Genomic DNA, 18,179 nt, shown 5'->3' with positions numbered 1-18,179 from the left:
GCCCAGACTGCAGGAAGCCGCGACCGTTGCCGCGGAAAGTCGCGTCTGCGTGCGGCGAGTCGCTCGCCCGCGTTATACCGATCAGCTGGAAGGGCACAACAATGACCACAAATACCCGCAAGGATACGAGCAGTATTCACTACCGGCACGAAGATGCCGCCTATTTCGAGAAGCGCGGGCTACGTCGCCACGCCGGGCCCTGGTCGCTCTGGGCGCTGGGCGTGGGGGCGGTGATTTCCGGGCACTACTCCGGCTGGAACCTGGGGCTGGCCTCGGGCGGCTGGGGCGGCATGCTGATCGCCACCGTGCTGATCGCGGTGATGTATCTGGGGCTGACCTTCTGCATCGCCGAGATGTCGCCGGCGCTGCCGCACACCGGGGCCGCCTACTCCTTCGCCCGCTCGTCGATGGGGCCGTGGGGCGGTTTCGTCACCGGACTTTGCGAAAACGTCGAGTACGTTCTCACCCCGGCGGTGATCGTGTTCTTCATCGGCTCCTACCTGACCGGGATCTTCGAGACCGAAGCGGCCTTTCAGCCGATCTGGTGGGTGCTGGGCTACATCCTGTTCGTGGGCTTGAACATCGTCGGCGTGGAACTCTCCTTCAAGGTCACCCTGGGCGTGACGCTACTCGCCCTGGCGGTCTTGCTGGTGTTCTGGTTCAGCGCCTTCCCGAATATCGATTTCTCGGCCTGGGCGCTCAATATCGGCGAGGGTGGCGTGCTGCTGGAGGGCGGCAATGGGCCCTTCCTGCCGATGGGCATCGTCGGTGCGCTGGCGGCCATGCCATTCGCGGTGTGGCTGTTCCTGGCCATCGAGCAGCTACCGCTGGCCGCCGAGGAATCGGTCGATCCCAAGCGCGACATGCCCAAGGGCATCATCCTGGGCATCGTCACGCTGATCATTTCGGCGTTCATGATCCTGTTCCTCAACCCCTCGGTCGTCGGTGTGGGCGCCTATGCGCTGGGCCAGTCGGGCGAACCGCTGCTCGACGGCTTCAAGGCGATCTTCGGCAGCGGCACGGCCAAGATCCTGGCGCTGGTGGCGATCGTCGGGCTGATCTCGAGTTTTCATACCATCATCTTCGCCCAGGGTCGGCAGATCTATTCGCTGTCGCGTGCCGGTTACTTTCCGACCTTCCTGTCGGTGACCCACGGCTCGCGCAAGACTCCGCACGTGGCGATGATCGCCGGCGCGCTGGTCGGCCTGACGATCATGCTGATCAGCTTCGTCGGGCTGGGTGCCGACCAGAGCTCGGCGGTGATCGGCGGCACGCTGTTGAACATGGCGGTGTTCGGGGCGATGTGCTCGTACATCGCCCAGGCCGTCTCGTTCATTCTGCTGCGCAAGAACTACCCGAGCATGGAGCGGCCCTATCGCAGCCCGTTCGGCAATGCCGGCGCCTGGGCGACCATCGTCATCGCCGTGGTGACCATCTTCTTCCAGCTCTCCGATACGACCTACCGGGTTGGGGTGGTGGGCGTGGCGGCCTGGTTCGCGGTGGGCATCGTCTACTTCGCGCTCATCGGCCGGCATCGTCTGATACTCTCCCCGGAGGAGGAGTTCGCCGTCGCGCACCGCGAGCGTGCGGACAACGCATGAGGCGAGTGCCGCCCTATGACAATCCCAACATGGCCAGCGAGGTAGAGCGATGGGCGTCAAGCAAGCCAGGCAAGTGACCAGCGCCGACCAGGCCCGGCAACTGGTCGAGGAGCGCGGGCTGAGCCACGTCAAGGTCGGGTTGTTCGACATCGACGGCGTGATGCTCGGCAAGTACATGAGCAAGAAGAAGTTCTTCGATGCGCTGGAGAACGGCTTCGCGTTCTGCGACGTGGTGCTGGGCTGGGACAGCAAGGACGCGCTCTACGACAACGTCCAGTACACCGGCTGGCACACCGGGTATCCCGATGCCGCGCTACGCATCGTCCCGGAGAGCTGCCGCGAACTTCCCTTCGAGGATGGCATGCTGCTGTTTCTTGCCGAGTTCGCCGGGCCGGCGCGGGAGATCTGCCCGCGTGGTTTGCTCGAAAGGGTCCTGACGCGTGCCGAGGGGCTGGGTTTCGAGGTGTTTGGCGCGCTGGAATACGAGTTTTTCCTGTTCCAGGAAACGCCGGAATCGATCCGCGACAAGGGCTTTCGCAACCTCAAGCCGCTGACGCCCGACATGATGGGCTATTCGATGCTCAGAAGCTCGGTGCACAGCGAGCTCTACCATGAGTTGCTGGCGCTGTCGGAGAGCATGGACTTTCCCATCGAAGGCTTGCACACCGAGACCGGCCCCGGCGTGCTGGAAGCGGCGATCGGCGTCGACGCCGCGCTCGCCGCTGGCGACAAGGGCGCGCTGTTCAAGACTTTCGTCAAGGTCTGGGCCCAGCGGCGGGGGTTGATGGCGACCTTCATGGCCAAGTGGTCGCCGGACTATCCCGGTCAGAGCGGCCACATCCACCTGTCGCTGCGCGAGCGCGACGCCGGCAGGTCGGCGTTCTTCGACGCCGCCAAGCCCTACACGATGAGCGCCGTGCAGCGCCACTTCGTCGCCGGTCAACAGCAGCTGATGCCGGAATTCCTGGCGCTGTTCTCGCCGACCGTCAACAGCTACACGCGGCTGATTCCCGGTTTCTGGGCGCCCACCGAGGCGACCTGGGGGGTGGAGAATCGCACCTGTGCGCTGCGCGTGATCCCCGGCAGCGACACCTCGCAGCGGGTCGAGTACCGCCTGGGCAGCGCCGACGCCAACCCCTACCTGGCGCTGGCGGCGGCGATCGGCGCGGGACTCTACGGCATCGAGCATCAGCTCGAGCCCGACGAGCAGGTCGTCGGCAACGCTTACACGCTGGAGCATCCCGTCCATCAGGCGTTGCCGCGCACGCTGTGGGACGCGGCGCAGCGGCTCAAGGCCTCGGCCCCGGCGCGCGAGCTGTTCGGCGACGCCTTCGTCGAGCACTTCGCGGCGACCCGCGAGTGGGAGGAGCGCGAGTTTCGCCGGCATATTACCGATTGGGAGCTCGATAGGTACTTCGAGATAATCTGAGCTACGGGCTACGGGCTACGGGCTACGGGCTACGGGCTACGGGCTACGGGCTACGGGCTACGGACGGGCTACGGGCTACGAAGGCCTGATTCGGCATCAGGTGGGAGCGAATTTATTCGCGATGGAATGGGCTTCGTCGGGAACAAGTTGCCTCCCACCGGACCATGGGCCAAGACAAGCGCTGGTTGAGCCTTTGGGGTTCGTGGCTCGAAGCCCGAAGCTCGTGAGCTGAGGAATATTCATGGCTGCACAAAAAACGATTTCCCCGGTGGATGGCTCGGTCTACGTCGAGCGCGAGCTGGCCGATCCGGCGCGGGTCGAGGCCACCCTGGACCGTGCGAGCGCCGCGCAGCGGGCCTGGCGCGAGGTGCCGCTGGCCGAGCGGGCGCGCTACTGCTCGGCGATGGTCGATGCCTTCGTGGCGATGCGCGATGCGCTGGCCGAGGAACTGACCTGGCAGATGGGCCGGCCGATCGCCGCGGCCGGCGGCGAGATCGGCGGCTTCGAGGAGCGCGCGCGGGGCATGATCGCGCTCGCCGAGCAGGCGCTGGCGCCGATCCGGCTGGCCGACAAGCCGGGGTTTACCCGCTATATCAGTCGCGAGCCGCTGGGCGTGGCCTTCGTGATCGCGCCCTGGAACTTTCCCTTCATGACCGCGGTGAACGCGATCGTGCCGGCGATCATGGCCGGCAACGCGGTGATCCTCAAGCATTCCGCCCAGACCCCGCTGTGCGCCGAGCGCATCCAGCAGGCCTTCGCTGCCGCCGGCCTGCCCGAGGGCGTGTTCCAGTATCTGCATCTGTCGCACGCCGCGGCCGAGGGGGTGATGCGCGATCCGCGCATCGCTTACGTCTCCTTCACCGGTTCGGTGGCCGGCGGCGAGCGGGTCGAGTCGGCGCTGGCCGGGCGCTTCATCGCCAGCGGGCTGGAACTGGGTGGCAAGGACCCGGCGTACATTCGCGCCGACGCCGACCTGGACGCCGCCGTCGAGGGTGTGATGGACGGCGCCTTCTTCAATGCGGGGCAGAGCTGCTGCGCCATCGAACGCATTTACGTCCATCAGTCCCTCTTCGAGGCCTTCGTCGAGCGGGCGGTGGCCTGGTTGCGTCAACTCAAGCTCGGCAACCCCGGCGATCCGGCGACGAGCCTGGGCCCGCTGGTGCGCCCCGAGGCGGCGGATTTCGTGCGCGGCCAGATCGAGGAGGCCGTCGCCGCCGGCGCCAAGGCCTGGATCGACCCCGACGACTACCCGCTGTCGGCACCCGGCAGCGCCTATCTGGCACCGCAGTTGCTGACCGGCGTCGATCATTCGATGCGGGTGATGAGCGAGGAAAGCTTCGGGCCGGTGGTCGGCGTTATGCCGGTGACCGATGACGACGAGGCCGTGGCATTGATGAACGACAGCCCGTTCGGGCTGACCGCGGCGGTATTCACCCGTGACATCGCCGCGGGCGAAGCGCTGGCCCGGCGGCTGGAGGCCGGCACGGTATTCACCAACCGCTGCGACTATCTCGATCCCGAACTGGCCTGGACCGGCGTCAAGCAGTCCGGGCGTGGCTGTTCGCTGTCGCGGATCGGTTACGAGAGTGTAACCCGGCCGAAGTCGTTCCACTTGAAGCACGCTTGAAGCCATAAGCCGTAAGCCGTAAGCCGTAAGCCGTAAGCCGAATGGAGGTTCTACTTAAAGCTTACAGCTTCGAGCTTACGGCTCTAACGAAACGAGGTCTCCATGAACCAACATGCTAGCCAGTTCACTACCACCTGGAGTTACCCCACCGAAATCCGCACCGGCAGCGGTCGGATACGCGAGTTGCCCGAGGCGTGCCGTGCCCTGGGCATGCGCGCGCCGTTGCTGGTCACCGACCCCGGCCTGGCCCGGTTGCCGATGGTCGAGGCGGCGCTGGTGGGTTGCCGCGACGCGGGGCTCGACTGTGGGCTGTTCAGCGCCGTCAAGGGCAACCCCACCGGCACCAACGTGGCCGACGGCGTGGCGGCCTTTCGCGACGGCGGCCACGACGGGGTGATCGCCTTCGGCGGCGGCTCGGGACTCGACGCCGCCAAGGCGGTGGCGCTGATGGCCAAGCAGCCGGATGGCCTGTCGATCTGGTCGCTGGAGGATGTCGGCGACAACTGGAAGCACGCCGACGGCGAGGCGGTCGTGCCGATCGTCGCCGTGCCCACCACCGCCGGCACCGGCTCCGAGGTTGGTCGGGCCTCGGTGATCACCGACGAGCAGGCGCGGGTCAAGCGGATCATCTTTCATCCCCGCATGCTGCCGGCGACGGTGATTCTCGATCCCGAACTCTGTGTCGGCCTGCCACCGGCGATCACCGCGGCGACCGGCATGGATGCGCTGTCGCATTGCCTGGAAGCGTGGTGCGCGCCCAACTACCATCCGCTGGCCGAGGGCATCGCCGTGGAGGGCATGCGGCGTATCCGCGATTTCCTGCCCGCCGCCTATCGCGACGGCCAGGATATCGAGGCGCGCCAGCAGATGCTGGTCGCCTCGATGATGGGCGCGACCGCCTTTCAGCGCGGGCTGGGCGCGATACACGCGCTGGCCCATCCGCTGGGCGCGCTGTACGACGCTCACCACGGCACCCTCAACGCGATTCTCATGCCTTACGTGCTGCGCGCCAACGAGTGCGCGATCGGCGAGCCGATGGTGCGCCTGGGGCGTTATCTCGACCTGCGTCAGCCGGGCACCGCGGCGATCATCGACTGGGTGCTCGAGCTGCGCGAGCGGCTCGGCATCCCGCATACCCTGGCCGAGCTGCATATCGATCTGGCCCAGGCCGAGACGGTGGGGCGCATGGCCGTGGCCGACCCGTCCGCCGGCTCCAATCCCATCGCCTTCGACGCCGCGCAGTACCAGACGCTGCTGTGCAACGCCGTCGAGGGTCGTCTGTAAACTCCCGGGTTGGGTAGAATGCGGCGCGTTCAATTTTTCAAGGAGACAATGCCATGCGAATCGGCCTGCTGCAGTGCGACGACGTCGATGAGAAGCTGCAGCCCCGCCACGGCAACTACCCGGAGATGTTCGAGCGGCTGTTCACCCGCGTCGACCCGACCCTCGAGTTCCAGGTGTGGCGCTGCCTGGATGGCGAGATTCCCGGTGACGTCGATGCCGTGGATGCCTGGCTGACCACCGGTTCCAAGTACGGGGCCAACGATGGCGACGAGTGGATCGAGGCGCTGGGCGGCTTCGTGCGCGAACTGTGGGCGGCCGGCAAGCCGCTGGTGGGGATCTGCTTCGGTCACCAAGTGATCGCCAAGGCGCTGGGCGGCGAGGTGGTCAAGAGCGAGCGCGGCTGGGGCGTGGGCATGTCGTTCAATCGGCTCACCGAGCGCGCCGCGTGGATGGACCCGTGGCAGGAGGGGCTCGATCTGGTGGTCAGCCACCAGGATCAGGTATCGCGGCTGCCCGCGGGCGCCGTGGTGCTCGCCGCCAGCGACTTCTGCCCGGTCTACGTGATGCAGGTCGGCGAGATCTTCCTCGGCGTGCAGGGTCACCCGGAGTTTTCCAAGGCCTACTCCGCAGATTTGATGGAGCTCCGCCGCGGCAAGATCCCCGGCAACCGGGTCCGCGAGGGTCAGGCCTCGCTCAACGCGCCGGTCGACGACCAGCTGATGGTGCGCTGGATTCTCAACTTCATGCGTCAGGCACTCAATCGTCGGGCGGGTCAGCGATAACGTCTGTTCCAGCTATCGTGACCCCAAAACTCGATGGTCGGGGGTTTGCCTCAGGCTTTACACTGCACGTCTTGGAAATTATCCACCGGCAAGTCACGGCTTGCGCCCGCGGGTGCGGCAGGCAGAGGAAGGCATCATGAAAATTGGTGAACTGGCACAGCGAGCGAGCTGTCAGGTCGAGACCATACGCTATTACGAGCGCGAAGGCCTGTTGCCGGAGCCAGCGCGTAGCGCCGGCAATTACCGGCTCTACGGAATGATGCACGTCGAGCGCCTGATGTTCATCCGCCACTGCCGCGCGCTGGACATGACGCTGGGTGAGATTCGCCGGTTGTTGCTGCACCGCGACCATCCCGAGCGCGATTGCGCCGAGGTCAACGATCTGGTCGACGAGCATATCGGCCATGTCGAAACGCGGCTCGCCCAGCTCGACAGCCTGCGCACTGCACTGATCGAGTTGCGCGCGCGCTGCCGCGGCGACGCCGATATCGGCGCCTGCGGCATTCTCCGCGAACTCGCCCAGCCGGCGGACGAGGACGAGGAGAGTGGCGAGTCGCCGGCGGTGCGGCATATCGGCGGCGCGCACTGAGATTGAAAAATCATCGAGCGTTGGTTCGTGGCGGTGGGGCGATGAAGCCTGTAGCCGTTGTCTTTCGGGAATAAATTCCCTCCCCCGAACCCCTGCTGCCACTGAGACGGTACCGAGCTTGTGGGAGGGAACTTGTTCCCGATGGTTTAGCTACTTTGGCAAGCTTCTGGGCAATCTATAACCAGTTCTTGTGCTTGAAATACAGGTACGGCGATACGCCAGCGACCACCATCAGCCCCAGTGCGAGCGGATAGCCGAATCTCCAGCTGAGTTCGGGCATATAGGTGAAATTCATGCCGTAGATGCTGGCGACCAGGGTCGGCGGCAGGAACACCACGGCAGCGATCGAGAAGATCTTGATGATCTGGTTCTGCTGAATGTTGATGAAGCCCTGGGTGGAGTCCATCAGGAAGTTGATCTTGTCGAACAGAAAGGCGGTGTGACTCATCAGCGTCTCGACGTCGCGCATCACCTCGCGGGCGGTCTCCTGAATCTCGCTGTGGCCGCGCAAATGGCGAATCAGGAACGACACCGAGCGCTGGGTGTCCATCAGGCACAGCCGGATCTTGCCGTTGCTGTCCTCGAGCTTGGCGAGCTGGTCGATGGCGTCCTCGAGATCCGAGCCTTCCTCCTCGAGGACCAGATGGCTGACATCCTCGAGCTTGCGGTGAATGTCCTCCAATGTATCGGCGAGGTTTTCGACCTTCTGCTCGAAGATGGTCATCATCAGCGTCTGCGCGGAGCTCGCCTCGACCTGGCCGCTGCGCGCGCGCAGCCGCAGCAGCCGGAAATCGGCGAGCTCGCAGTCGCGGAAGGTGATCAGCCGCTCCGGCTGCAGGATGAAGGCGACCGTGGTGTTGCCGTGGCGACCTTCGCTCTGGGAGAGGAACAGCGAGTGGACGTGGATGCCGTCGGCGTCGACGAAATAGCGCGCCGAGGACTCGATTTCCTCGACATCCTCTCCGGCGGGCAGTTCGTCGGCGAGAAAGGCGTTGAGCCGATCGCGTTCGTCTTCGTCGGGCTCGTGGGCATCGATCCAGGTGGAGTGCGCGAGGCGCCGGGCCAGCGGCTGCGTCTCCTCGGTGACTTCCATGATGGTCTGGCGGTGAAGCTCGAAGGTACGAATCATCGATGTCCCTGATTATCCGGTGGCGTGTGCCCAGATTAGGCGTTCGCCGGCGTCTCGCCAACCGTCGCGCATCGACTCGTCACCAATACAAGCGACCCGGCACGCCGACGCGGGTGACGGTGATCATCAGGGTCTCGAGCGCGGAAAACTGGCCGGTCAGGCCGTTGATGGCATGTCTCAGTTTAGGACAGCCCGGCGGCCTCGAGTGGCATGGGGGTGAGCGCGCCGGGAAGCGAAACGGGCGGATAAGGCATCGTGCAATCGAGCGAGGCCACGACCTCCGCCGGGGAGGGCGACAGCAACACCTGATCGGCCTGGCCACGGGGCGCGAATTTCCGAGAAATGGACGTGTTGAGCACGGCGGTAACGGGCACCCCGAGCGCGACCGCCATGTGCATGGGGCCGGTGTCCGGCGTGATCAGGCGTGGCAACTGCGTCAGCGTGGCGGCAAAGTCGCGCAACGCCATGGCGGGGGCCACACAGCCATGATGGCCGTTGCGGGCTTCCAGATCCGGGCGCATCGCAGCTTCTTCGGGGCCGATCAGCAGCAAGAAGCGTAGGCCGCGATCGTTGAGCGCATCGCAGAGCGTCAACCAGAAAGCCAGTGGCAGGCGCTTGTTCAGGTGGCCGCCCACGAACACGCCGATATCGAATGGCTTGTCGGTGAGTTGCTGGAGTCCGGCCCGTGCCCGCGTCTGTTCGGCGTCCGAGACCGTCATCCAGGGGCGCGCCTCGCAATCCAGCCCCAGGGTACCAGCGATGACCGCGGCCACGTCATAGACATGCGTCTGGCCGGGCGGCACGCGGTAGACCTGATCGTAGAGGCCGGCCAGGCGTGAAGCGGCGCCTAGGGTGCGTCGGGCGCCGGCGGCCTTCAGGCAGAGCCTGCCGGTCAGGGAGGTATCCGCCACCTGAATGGCCAGGTCATAGCGTCTCCGGCGCAGCGTGCGCCACAGCGCGACCAGCTTCCAGGGGCGAACGAGCATGTCCCGGCCGAGGGCATGGCAATGGGTCACTGGCATCCCCGCAAACAGGGAGACGGTGGTGTCGGTGGCCAGGTAGTCGATCTCGAGCTCGGGGCGCCCTTCGGCCAGCGCGTGGATCAGCCGGGCACTGATCAGGGCGTTGCCGATACGAAAGCTGGGGCGCACCAGCAGGACTCGCTGGACGCCTTCCAGGGTCGCCGGGGTCGCGGCAGTACCGGCGGCCGAGCCGGCGAGCCAGCGGTACAGCCACGCCTTGGCACGTTTTTCCAGACGCTTGCCCAGCTGGCGCATGGCGGTGTGGCGGCGTAGGCGGGTGAGCAGGAACATGGCAAGGCCTCTCCGGGAAGCGGGGAGTGGCCACTATGGAGATAGAGTCTTAACGAAATCTTAGATCCTGTTGACGTTTCAGCGAACCGCGTTGTTGCGCCACATGGCGCCCTAGCGATCCGGCAGGAGCAAAAATGCGTGACACCATGACAAGACGACCAATCTGGAACGCCAAACAATGGGCGCGAACGATCAAGCGGGATGTACATGCAGTCTGGTTAGCCGCGCGCGATTCGCGCACACCGTGGATAGCTCGGGCGCTTGCGCTGGTTGTTGCAGCCTATGCCGTCTCGCCCATCGACCTGATCCCCGACTTCATCCCGGTACTGGGTTATCTTGACGATCTGATCATCGTGCCGCTCGGTCTCCTGCTGGTTGTCCGGCTTATACCGCCCGAAGTGATGGAGGAGCACAGAGAAGCCGCGGCCAAAGCGAGCGAACGGCCAGTCAGCCGCTTGGCGGCTGGCGTGGTCGTTACCGTGTGGGTCGCTGGTATTGCACTCTTGATCCGTTCAACCGTCTTCTGAAAATGACAGGGGATGCCCGATCCGGTCAGTCTCCGGAGCGGCGATACTGCAGTGAGAGCAATACCTGGATTGCATGCAATCTTACGACCAAAGCGCAATAGGCAGCGTCCGATGGCGGGTTCTACGCTTTGATTGCATGCAATGGGGGATTTTGTGACGACCAGACAGACGTCCTATCCGACGGCGGTGGCGCAGGTCTACGAGGCGATCAAGCGTCGCATCCTCGATGGCAGCTACCGGCCCCACGAGTACGTGCGCGAAACCGGCGTGGCCAAGGAGCTCGAAGTCAGCCGCACCCCCGTACGCGAGGCCTTGCGCGAGCTGGTCACCGAGGGCTGGCTGGAGGCGATTCCCCATCACGGCGCCCGCGTCACGGCCTGGACCGAACAGGACGCCCAGGAGGTCTTCGAGATCCGCCTGTTGCTCGAGCCGCTCGCCATCCATCGCGCCGCACGGCATATCCAGGCGGCCCAATTGAAGCAGCTACAGCAACTGGCCAAGCGTATGGAACTGCTGGCCGAGCAGGCCGGCGATTCGGCGCGCAACGACATCGCGGCCCTGAACCACGAGTTCCACCGCGAGCTGATCCGCGCCTCGGGTAGCCAACGCCTGGCCACGGTGCTCGACATGGTGGTGCGCACCTCGGTGACACGGCGCAATCTGCAGAACTACCGGCACGATCATGTGCTGCGCAGCATGCGTCACCACCGCGAGATGCTGGTCGCCATCGAGGCGGGCAACGCTCAGTGGGCCGAGAACGTGATGCGCGCCCACCTGCTGGCGGCGCGGGATCTGCATCTGAATTTCGAGGATGGCGGCGGCTGAGCGCCTTTCGACCTCCAGCGAACGCGAGGATTACAACAACAATGCTTCCCGACACGCCACTGTCCGATCTCAAGGTGCTCGAACTCGGCCAGTTGATCGCCGGCCCCTACTGCGGCCAGGTGCTGGCCGATTTCGGCGCCGAGGTGATCAAGATCGAACCGCCCGGCAAGGGCGACGCCATGCGCCAGTGGGGCGAGGCCGATGCCAACGGGGAGCCGCTGTGGTGGAACGTCATCGGCCGCAACAAGCAGTCGCTGACCCTCGACCTGCGCCAGCCGCGTGGCCAGCAAATCCTGCGCGAGCTGGCCGCCGAGGCCGACATCCTGATCGAGAACTTTCGCCCCGGCACCATGGAAAAATGGGGGCTGGGCTACGATGCGCTGGCCCAGCGCAACCCCGGCCTGATCATGGTCCGGGTGACCGGCTTCGGCCAGGACGGCCCCTACGCCACCCGGGCCGGGTTCGCGGCCGTGTGCGAGGCGATGGGCGGGTTGCGCTACGTCAGCGGCTACCCCGATCGCGCGCCGGTCCGGGTGGGGATCTCGCTGGGCGACACCCTGGCCGGGGTGCATGGCGCGCTCGGCGCGCTGCTCGCCCTGCACCAGCGCGAGCGCACCGGACGCGGCCAGGTGGTCGACAGCGCGATCTTCGAGTCGGTGCTGGGCATGATGGAGAGCCTGATTCCCGACTATGCCCGCGCCGGCAAGATTCGCGAGCGCAGCGGCAGTTTCCTGCCCAAGATCGCCCCGTCCAACGCCTATCCGGCCCGCGACGGGCGCGACGTGATCATTGGCGCCAACCAGGACTCGGTCTTCCGCCGTCTGTGCGAGATGATGGGCCAACCGACGCTGGCCGACCATCCGGATTACGCCACCCATCGCGCCCGCGGCGACAACCAGCAGGCCATCGACGCGGCGGTGGCTGGCTGGACCCGCCAGCACGACGCCGACGACATCGTCGCCTGGCTGGCCGAGGCCGGGGTGCCCGCCGGGCTGGTCTACCGCGCCCCGGAGATGCTCGACGACCCGCACTTCCAGGCCCGCGAGGCGATCGTCGAGATCGCGGACCGTCATGGCCGGCCGCTGCCGATGCAGAACGTCTTTCCGCGCTTGTCGGCGACACCCGGGCGCGTGCGGCATGTGGGCCCGGCGCTGGGCGAGCACAGCGACGCCGTGCTCAAGGACTGGCTGGCACTCGACGATGCCGGCATCGCGGCGCTGCGCGACGGTGGCGTGATATGAGCGGAGCGCGATCATGAGCGATACCGTCATCGTCCTGCTGGCCCTGGTGGCGCTGATCGGCCTGGGCATGCCGATCTTCCTGGCCCTGGGGTTCTCGGGGCTGGTCGGGCTGTACCTGGCCAAGGGCTCGCTGGCGTTCTTTTTCGCCCCTTCGTCGCTGTTCGGCCAGCTCAACAGTTTCGAGCTGATCGCCTTGCCGCTGTTCGTGCTGATGGGCAACTTTCTCGGCGCGACGCCGGTGGGAGCGAGCCTGTTCCAGGCCGCCGTGCGCTGGCTCAACTGGCTGCGCGGCAGCCTGGCGATTTCCTCGGTGGGCGCCTCGGCGATGTTCGGGGCGGTGTCCGGGGTGAGCCTGGCCGGGGTCGCCGCGGTCGGCTCGATCGCCGTGCCGCAGATGCTCGAGCGCGGCTACAGCCGCTCGCTGGCCGCCGGCTCGGTGGTCAGCGCCGGGGCGCTGGCGATGCTGATTCCACCCAGCGTGCCGTTCATCATCTACGGCGCGGTGTCCAGCGTGTCGGTGGCCGACCTGTTCATCGGCGGCATCGTGCCGGGCATCGTGCTCGCCCTGGCGCTGTCGCTGTATATCTACTTTCGGGTACGCCTGAATCCCGGTGAGGCCCCCCGCGTCGAGGAACATTTCACGTGGGGCGAGCGCTTTCGCAGCCTGGCCAATATCTGGCACGCCGCGCTGCTGGTGGTGGCCGTGCTCGGCTCGATCTATTCCGGCCTGGCCACGCCGAGCGAGGCCGCCGGCATCGGTGCGCTGGGCGCCTTGCTGATCGCCACTGTCGTGTTCCGTTCGCTGTCGTGGCGCAAGCTGCTCGAGATTCTTGCCACCACGGTGCGCGTCAGCGGCGCCATCCTGCTGATCATCGGCTGCGCCAAGATCTTCGGCGACTATCTCAACCTGGTGCGGGTGCCGCAGCTGCTGACCGAGATGCTGACTGCCAGCACGTTGCCGCCCTGGGCCATCTTGCTCGTGGTGATGGTGCTGCTGGTGCTGCTCGGCATGATCGTCGACGCGGTATCGCTGATCGTGGTCACCACCCCGGTACTGCTGCCGCTGATCCAGGCGCTGGGTTACGACCCGCTGTGGTTCGGCATCGTACTGGTGCTCAACCTGGAGATCGCCGTGGTCACGCCGCCGGTGGGGCTCAATCTGTATGCCTTGCGCGGGGTGTGTCCGGAGCTGTCGATCGAGGAAATCATTCGTAGCGCGCTGCCCTTCGTGGCGGTGCAGTTCCTGGTGCTGATGCTGTTCGTGCTGTTCCCCAGCCTCAGCCTCTGGTTGCCGGGCCTGATGTGACCCGGCGATTCAACGTGATAACCCACAACAACAAGCCAAGGAGAATCACCATGCCAATCACCCGTCGCAACCTGCTCAAGTACGGTACCTTCGCCACCGCCGGCGCGACGCTGTTCGGTGGGCACAGTCTGTTTGCACGGCCGACCATGGCCGCCACCACCCTGACCGGCGTGACCTACATCACGCCGTCGTACGAAGCGCTGAGCTACGGTTCAAACGGCTTCGTCGACTATCTCGAGCAGAACGGCGGCGAGGCGCTCACCGTCGACTTCTACCCTTCGGGGCAGTTGCTCAAGGCCGACGAGCAGTTGCCGGCGCTGCGTGCCGGCAGCATCGACTTCATGTTCCATACCACCTCGTACATCACCCGCTCGTTGCCGATCCTCGGGATCACCGGGCTGCCCGGCGTGGTGGGCGAGCTGTATCGCAATCCCGAACGCCTGGCCCAGGACAGCCCGCTATTTCAATTGATCAACGAAGAGTTGGCCAAGGACAATCTCTACATGCTGTCGTCGGGGGGCGGCATCCTCGAGCCGGAGTACATCTGGAGCACCCGGGCCAGCCCGATCACCTCGCTGGAGGCGCTGCGCGGCAAGAAGATCCGCATCGTCGGCTTCGAGGCCACCAAGGCGCTGGAGCCCTACGCTATCGCCGCGGTGCGCATCCCGTCTTCGGAAACCTACCTGGCGTTGCAGCGCGGCACGGTGGATGCAGCGGTGGCCAACATCTCTACCGTCTACGGGCGTAGCCTCTTTGAACAGCTCGGCACCTGCTACGAGCTGCCGATGACCGCCTTCACCGTCGCGCCGTTCATGCTGCGCTCGCGCTGGGATGCACTGGACGACGGCACCAGGCAGGCGCTGCAGGGCGCCAGTCAGTGGTACTCCGACAACTTCGCCAGTTACTGTAACGACGTGGTGTATCCCGACAAGTATTGGCCCGCCATCAAGGAGGCCGGAGTCAAGGTCGTCGAACCCAGCAAGGAGGATCTGGCGGCGTTCAACGAGAGTACCCAAGGCGTCTGGAATGACTGGAAGGAGCAGGTGGGCCAGGATGTCGGCGAGCGCGCCATCGCGCTGGCGCTCGGCCAGGCGTGAAGGGGGCGGCGATGCTCAAGCCAGCCTTGCGCGGATGGGACGGCCTGCTGGCCGTCCTGCGCTGGACATCGATGGCGGTGCTGGCGTTCATGATGCTGACCATCTGCTACGATGCCATCATGCGCTATTTATTCGCCGCGCCGACCAGCTGGAGCCTGGAGATCAACTCCTTCCTGCTGGTCTATCTTGCGGTGGTCGGCGCGGGCGAGGCGCAGCGCCACGATGCGCATATCCGCATCACCTTCTTCATCGACAAGCTGCCCGGCCGGGTCAAGGCGCTGATCGCGCTGTTGACCGGTTTCATCGGCATGACATTCTGCACCATCCTGGTATGGCGGGGCGGGCTGATGGCGCTGCAGTCCTTCGAGTACGGCGAGCGGGTGTCGAGCGCCTTCGGCACGCCCATGGTCTATCCCTACGCGCTGTTGCCCATCGGCTTCGGGGCGCTGGCCGTGCAATTTCTGATCGAGACCTGCCGGGCGGCGTATCGGCTCGTCCATCCCGCCGCCGACAAGGAGACTTCGCATGCCTGAGACACTCAGCCACAAGTTGATCGGCGCCCACCTCGTCGAGGGCGAGATGCTGCCGGGCCGCGAGATCGCCCTGGGCATGGACCAGGCGCTGCTGCAGGACATCCTCGGCACGCTGGTGATGCTCGAACTCGACGCCATGGGCATCGAGCGGGTGAAGACCTCGCCCAGCGTGCAGTACATCGATCATACCCTGATCCAGCAGGACAATATCAACGCCGATGCCCACCTGTTCCTGAAGAGCGCCTGCGAGCGGCTCGGCGTCTGGTACAGCGGCCCGGGCAACGGCATCAGCCATCCGGTGCACATGGAGCGCTTCGGCAAGCCCGGCGACAGCCTGGTCGGCTGCGACAGTCACACCACCGCCGCCGGGGCGCTGGGCATGCTGGCGATCGGCGCCGGCGGCATCGAGGTGGCCATGGCCATGGCCGGCGAGCCGCTGTACCTGCCCATGCCGCGTATCATCGGGGTGGAGCTGGCGGGCCAGCTGCCCGACTGGGTCAGCGCCAAGGACATCGTTCTCGAACTGCTGCGCCGCCATGGCGTGGCCGGGGCGCGCAACTGCATCCTCGAATATTACGGCCCCGGCCTGGACGGGCTCGATGCCATGGACCGTCACGTGCTGGCCAACATGGGCACCGAGATGGGCGCGACCACCAGCGTGTTTCCCAGCGACGACATCACCCGCCGGTTCATGGCTTCACGCGGCCGCGAGGCCGAGTGGACGCCGCTGGCCGCCGATCCGGGCTGCGCCTACGACAGCGACGAGCGTATCGAGCTTTCGCAGCTCGAGCCGCTGATTGCGCTGCCGTCGAGCCCCGACAAGGTCGTGCCGGTCAGCGAGGTTGCCGGCGAACCGGTCTATCAGGCCTACATCGGCTCCTCGGGCAACCCGGGTTATCGCGACTTCGCGGTGGCCGCCGAGATCGTCAAGGGGCGCAATATCGCCAACGGCATCTCGCTGGACATCAACCCGTCGACGCGCCAGATCCTCGCGGCGCTCATCGACGAAGGCCACCTGTCCTCGCTCGTCGCGGCCGGCGCACGCTTGCACCAGCCGGGCTGCAACGGCTGCATCGGCATGGGCCAGGCGCCGGCGGCAGGGCGCAACAGTCTGCGCACCGTGCCGCGCAACTTCCCCGGCCGCTCGGGCACCCGCGAGGACAGCGTGTTCCTGTGCAGCCCGGAGACCGCCGCCGCCTCGGCGCTGCACGGCGTGATCACCGATCCGCGCACGCTGGACATGGCCTATCCGCGGATCCGCGAACCCGGGGACATGACCGCCAACGAGCGGATGTTCGTGCCGCCGCTGCCGCCGGAGCAGGCGCGCGGCGTGTCGCTGCTGGCCACTGACAACACACCGCCGCTGCCCGCGCTCGATCCGCTGCCCGAGACGCTCGACGCCCCGGTGCTGCTCAAGGTCGGCGACAACATTTCCACCGACGACATCATCCCCGCCGGTGCCCGGGTGCTGCCGATCTGGAGCAATATCCACGCCTCGGCCGAGTTCGCCTTCGAGATGGTGGACCCCGGCTACGTGCAGCGTGCCCGAGAACGCGGCGACGCGGGGCACATCATCGTCGCCGGCGACAACTACGGGCAGGGCTCGAGCCGCGAGAACGCCGCGCTGGTGCCGCGTTCCCTGGGGCTGCAGGTGGTCATCGCCCGGAGCATCGCGCGCATCCACTGGCAGAATCTGCCGTGCTTCGGCGTGTTGCCGCTGACCTTCGAGGAGCCGGCGGATTTCGACCGCTTGCAGCAGGATGACCGCCTGAATATCGTCGGCCTGCGCCAGCAGCTCGCCGAGGGACAGCGAGTCGTCGCCACGCTCAACGAGAGCGCCACGCTGTACCTGCGCCACGAACTCAGTCCCCGGCAGCAGGCGATTCTCTCCCGGGGCGGCGTCATCAACTGGCTGGACAGGGAGGGCCGCGCATGAACACCCTGACGCCTCCGGCCCGTATCGACATCGTCGAGGTCGCCCCGCGCGACGGTTTCCAGTCGATCCGCGAGCCGCTGCCCACCGCGGACAAGATCCGCTGCATCGAGGCGCTGATCGAGGCGGGTATCTCGCGCCTGGAAATCGGCTCGTTCGTCAGCCCCAAGGCGATCCCGCAGATGGCCGATATCGGCGAGATCGTGGCGGCATTCAGCCAGCATCCGGCCATGCGCTTCTCGGCGCTGGTGCCCAACCTCAGGGGCGCGGAGCGGGCCCTGGACGGCGGCCTGCGCGAGCTGGTCTACGTGGTCTCGGTCTCCGAATCCCACAACCAAGGCAACGTGCGCCAGAGCGTCGATGCGTCGCTGACGGGGCTGGGCGCCATCGTCGAGCGGCTGCATGAGCGCGACCTGCAGGATGTCGTCTGCCTGCGCCTGGACCTGGGCACGAGTTTCGACTGCCCCTACGAAGGCACCATCGGCTGGCAGCAGGTCGATGCGGTGCTCGACAAGGCGCGCCGTGCGGTGCGCGACGTCGCGCTGGAAGTCGCGCTGTGCGACACCACCGGGCGGGCCTCGCCCTACCAGGTGGCGGATCACTTCACCCGCCTGCGCGAGCGGCACAATGACCCGCGGCTCACATGGGCGTTCCATGGCCACGATACCTACGGCATGGGTGTGGCCAACGCGCTGTTCGCCATCCACCACGGGGCGACGGCACTCGATGCCGCCACGGCGGGGCTCGGCGGCTGTCCGTTCGCCCCCGGCGCCACGGGCAATACCGCCACGGAGGATCTGCTCTACGCCTTGCAGGGCGGCGGCGTGCACACCGGCATTGATCTGCCGCGGCTGCTCGAGGCGGCCGATATGATCGCGGCGCTGCCGGGCGGGCAGACCGCGAGCCATCTCAGCAACGTGCCGCGCGAGCGGGTGGGCTGAGCGCATCACCACACAGCAAAAA

15 protein-coding genes and 1 pseudogene are annotated in these 18,179 nt (G+C 66.3%); 14 read left to right on the top strand and 2 right to left on the bottom strand.

All coding sequences use genetic code 11. The features are described 5' to 3' along the window. Nucleotides 1-101: 101 nt before the first annotated feature. From K7I12_RS04175 to cadR, 6 genes are all read left to right on the top strand, one after another. On the top strand, nt 102-1,601 hold the full coding sequence (locus K7I12_RS04175) for an amino acid permease (protein ID WP_031382584.1): 1,500 nt from the start codon (nt 102-104) through the stop codon (nt 1,599-1,601). Nucleotides 1,602-1,650: 49 nt separating this feature from the next. Next, nucleotides 1,651-3,030: a glutamine synthetase family protein gene (locus K7I12_RS04170; protein ID WP_031382585.1), complete on the top strand. Its 1,380-nt coding sequence runs from the start codon at nt 1,651-1,653 to the stop codon at nt 3,028-3,030. A gap of 241 nt (nt 3,031-3,271) precedes the next feature. Then, nucleotides 3,272-4,657: an aldehyde dehydrogenase family protein gene (locus K7I12_RS04165; RefSeq protein WP_231663107.1), complete on the top strand. Its 1,386-nt coding sequence runs from the start codon at nt 3,272-3,274 to the stop codon at nt 4,655-4,657. A 102-nt stretch (nt 4,658-4,759) separates the two neighbouring features. Further along, nucleotides 4,760-5,941 (top strand): iron-containing alcohol dehydrogenase, encoded by a 1,182-nt coding sequence (locus tag K7I12_RS04160; protein ID WP_031382587.1) that lies wholly within the window; start codon nt 4,760-4,762, stop codon nt 5,939-5,941. 53 nt (nt 5,942-5,994) lie between these two features. Further along, nucleotides 5,995-6,723 carry a glutamine amidotransferase-related protein gene (locus K7I12_RS04155; RefSeq protein WP_031382588.1) on the top strand — a complete coding sequence of 243 codons (729 nt, stop codon included), beginning with the start codon at nt 5,995-5,997 and terminating at the stop codon, nt 6,721-6,723. Between the two features lie 136 nt (nt 6,724-6,859). Further along, nucleotides 6,860-7,312 carry a Cd(II)/Pb(II)-responsive transcriptional regulator gene (gene cadR, locus K7I12_RS04150; RefSeq protein WP_035575089.1) on the top strand — a complete coding sequence of 151 codons (453 nt, stop codon included), beginning with the start codon at nt 6,860-6,862 and terminating at the stop codon, nt 7,310-7,312. A gap of 175 nt (nt 7,313-7,487) precedes the next feature. Here the strand turns inward: cadR and corA are convergent, their stop codons facing one another. Further along, the gene (gene corA / locus K7I12_RS04145) at nt 7,488-8,441 is read right to left on the bottom strand and encodes a magnesium/cobalt transporter CorA (RefSeq protein WP_031382590.1); all 954 of its coding nucleotides are present in this window, start codon (nt 8,439-8,441) and stop codon (nt 7,488-7,490) included. Nucleotides 8,442-8,623: 182 nt separating this feature from the next. Next, nucleotides 8,624-9,754 (bottom strand): glycosyltransferase family 9 protein, encoded by a 1,131-nt coding sequence (locus tag K7I12_RS04140; protein ID WP_231663105.1) that lies wholly within the window; start codon nt 9,752-9,754, stop codon nt 8,624-8,626. Between the two features lie 170 nt (nt 9,755-9,924). Here K7I12_RS04140 and K7I12_RS04135 point away from each other — a divergent pair. The 8 genes and pseudogenes from K7I12_RS04135 to K7I12_RS04100 all read left to right on the top strand — a co-directional run. Further along, nucleotides 9,925-10,239: pseudogene (locus K7I12_RS04135) on the top strand (YkvA family protein); the annotation flags it as partial. A gap of 195 nt (nt 10,240-10,434) precedes the next feature. Beyond that, entirely contained in the window at nt 10,435-11,106 is a 672-nt protein-coding gene (locus tag K7I12_RS04130; protein ID WP_231663104.1) for a GntR family transcriptional regulator, read from the top strand. Nucleotides 11,107-11,147: 41 nt separating this feature from the next. Next, on the top strand, nt 11,148-12,347 hold the full coding sequence (locus tag K7I12_RS04125; protein WP_031382594.1) for a CaiB/BaiF CoA transferase family protein: 1,200 nt from the start codon (nt 11,148-11,150) through the stop codon (nt 12,345-12,347). A 13-nt stretch (nt 12,348-12,360) separates the two neighbouring features. Then, the gene (locus K7I12_RS04120; protein WP_031382595.1) at nt 12,361-13,653 is read left to right on the top strand and encodes a TRAP transporter large permease; all 1,293 of its coding nucleotides are present in this window, start codon (nt 12,361-12,363) and stop codon (nt 13,651-13,653) included. Nucleotides 13,654-13,703: 50 nt separating this feature from the next. Then, the gene (locus tag K7I12_RS04115) at nt 13,704-14,750 is read left to right on the top strand and encodes a TRAP transporter substrate-binding protein (RefSeq protein ID WP_031382596.1); all 1,047 of its coding nucleotides are present in this window, start codon (nt 13,704-13,706) and stop codon (nt 14,748-14,750) included. An 11-nt stretch (nt 14,751-14,761) separates the two neighbouring features. Next, nucleotides 14,762-15,283 carry a TRAP transporter small permease subunit gene (locus K7I12_RS04110; RefSeq protein WP_031382597.1) on the top strand — a complete coding sequence of 174 codons (522 nt, stop codon included), beginning with the start codon at nt 14,762-14,764 and terminating at the stop codon, nt 15,281-15,283. Next, nucleotides 15,276-17,219, top strand: a complete 1,944-nt coding sequence (locus K7I12_RS04105; RefSeq protein ID WP_231663101.1) for an aconitate hydratase — start codon at nt 15,276-15,278, stop codon at nt 17,217-17,219. Before K7I12_RS04110 ends, K7I12_RS04105 begins: the two co-directional genes overlap by 8 nt. After that, nucleotides 17,216-18,157, top strand: coding sequence for a hydroxymethylglutaryl-CoA lyase (locus tag K7I12_RS04100; RefSeq protein WP_231663099.1), 942 nt, complete (start codon nt 17,216-17,218; stop codon nt 18,155-18,157). The genes K7I12_RS04105 and K7I12_RS04100 overlap by 4 nt, the downstream gene beginning before the upstream one ends. Nucleotides 18,158-18,179 lie beyond the last annotated feature (22 nt).

Origin of the sequence: Halomonas sp. IOP_31 (assembly GCF_021151495.1) — a bacterium.
Classification (GTDB): Bacteria; Pseudomonadota; Gammaproteobacteria; order Pseudomonadales; family Halomonadaceae; genus Modicisalibacter; species Modicisalibacter zincidurans.
The sequence above is the reverse complement of the archived record's forward strand: the minus strand, read 5'-3'. Positions and strand labels throughout refer to the sequence as shown.

Excerpts from the sequence above, each read along its gene's own strand:
- K7I12_RS04110 (WP_031382597.1), top strand. The coding sequence starts at position 14,762 with ATGCTCAAGCCAGCCTTGCGCGGATGGGACGGCCTGCTGGCCGTCCTG.
- K7I12_RS04155 (WP_031382588.1), top strand. The coding sequence starts at position 5,995 with ATGCGAATCGGCCTGCTGCAGTGCGACGACGTCGATGAGAAGCTGCAG.
- K7I12_RS04115 (WP_031382596.1), top strand. The coding sequence starts at position 13,704 with ATGCCAATCACCCGTCGCAACCTGCTCAAGTACGGTACCTTCGCCACC.
- K7I12_RS04125 (WP_031382594.1), top strand. The coding sequence starts at position 11,148 with ATGCTTCCCGACACGCCACTGTCCGATCTCAAGGTGCTCGAACTCGGC.
- K7I12_RS04120 (WP_031382595.1), top strand. The coding sequence starts at position 12,361 with ATGAGCGATACCGTCATCGTCCTGCTGGCCCTGGTGGCGCTGATCGGC.
- K7I12_RS04170 (WP_031382585.1), top strand. The coding sequence starts at position 1,651 with ATGGGCGTCAAGCAAGCCAGGCAAGTGACCAGCGCCGACCAGGCCCGG.
- K7I12_RS04100 (WP_231663099.1), top strand. The coding sequence starts at position 17,216 with ATGAACACCCTGACGCCTCCGGCCCGTATCGACATCGTCGAGGTCGCC.
- K7I12_RS04105 (WP_231663101.1), top strand. The coding sequence starts at position 15,276 with ATGCCTGAGACACTCAGCCACAAGTTGATCGGCGCCCACCTCGTCGAG.
- K7I12_RS04175 (WP_031382584.1), top strand. The coding sequence starts at position 102 with ATGACCACAAATACCCGCAAGGATACGAGCAGTATTCACTACCGGCAC.
- corA (WP_031382590.1), bottom strand. The coding sequence starts at position 8,441 with ATGATTCGTACCTTCGAGCTTCACCGCCAGACCATCATGGAAGTCACC.
- K7I12_RS04160 (WP_031382587.1), top strand. The coding sequence starts at position 4,760 with ATGAACCAACATGCTAGCCAGTTCACTACCACCTGGAGTTACCCCACC.
- cadR (WP_035575089.1), top strand. The coding sequence starts at position 6,860 with ATGAAAATTGGTGAACTGGCACAGCGAGCGAGCTGTCAGGTCGAGACC.
- K7I12_RS04165 (WP_231663107.1), top strand. The coding sequence starts at position 3,272 with ATGGCTGCACAAAAAACGATTTCCCCGGTGGATGGCTCGGTCTACGTC.
- K7I12_RS04140 (WP_231663105.1), bottom strand. The coding sequence starts at position 9,754 with ATGTTCCTGCTCACCCGCCTACGCCGCCACACCGCCATGCGCCAGCTG.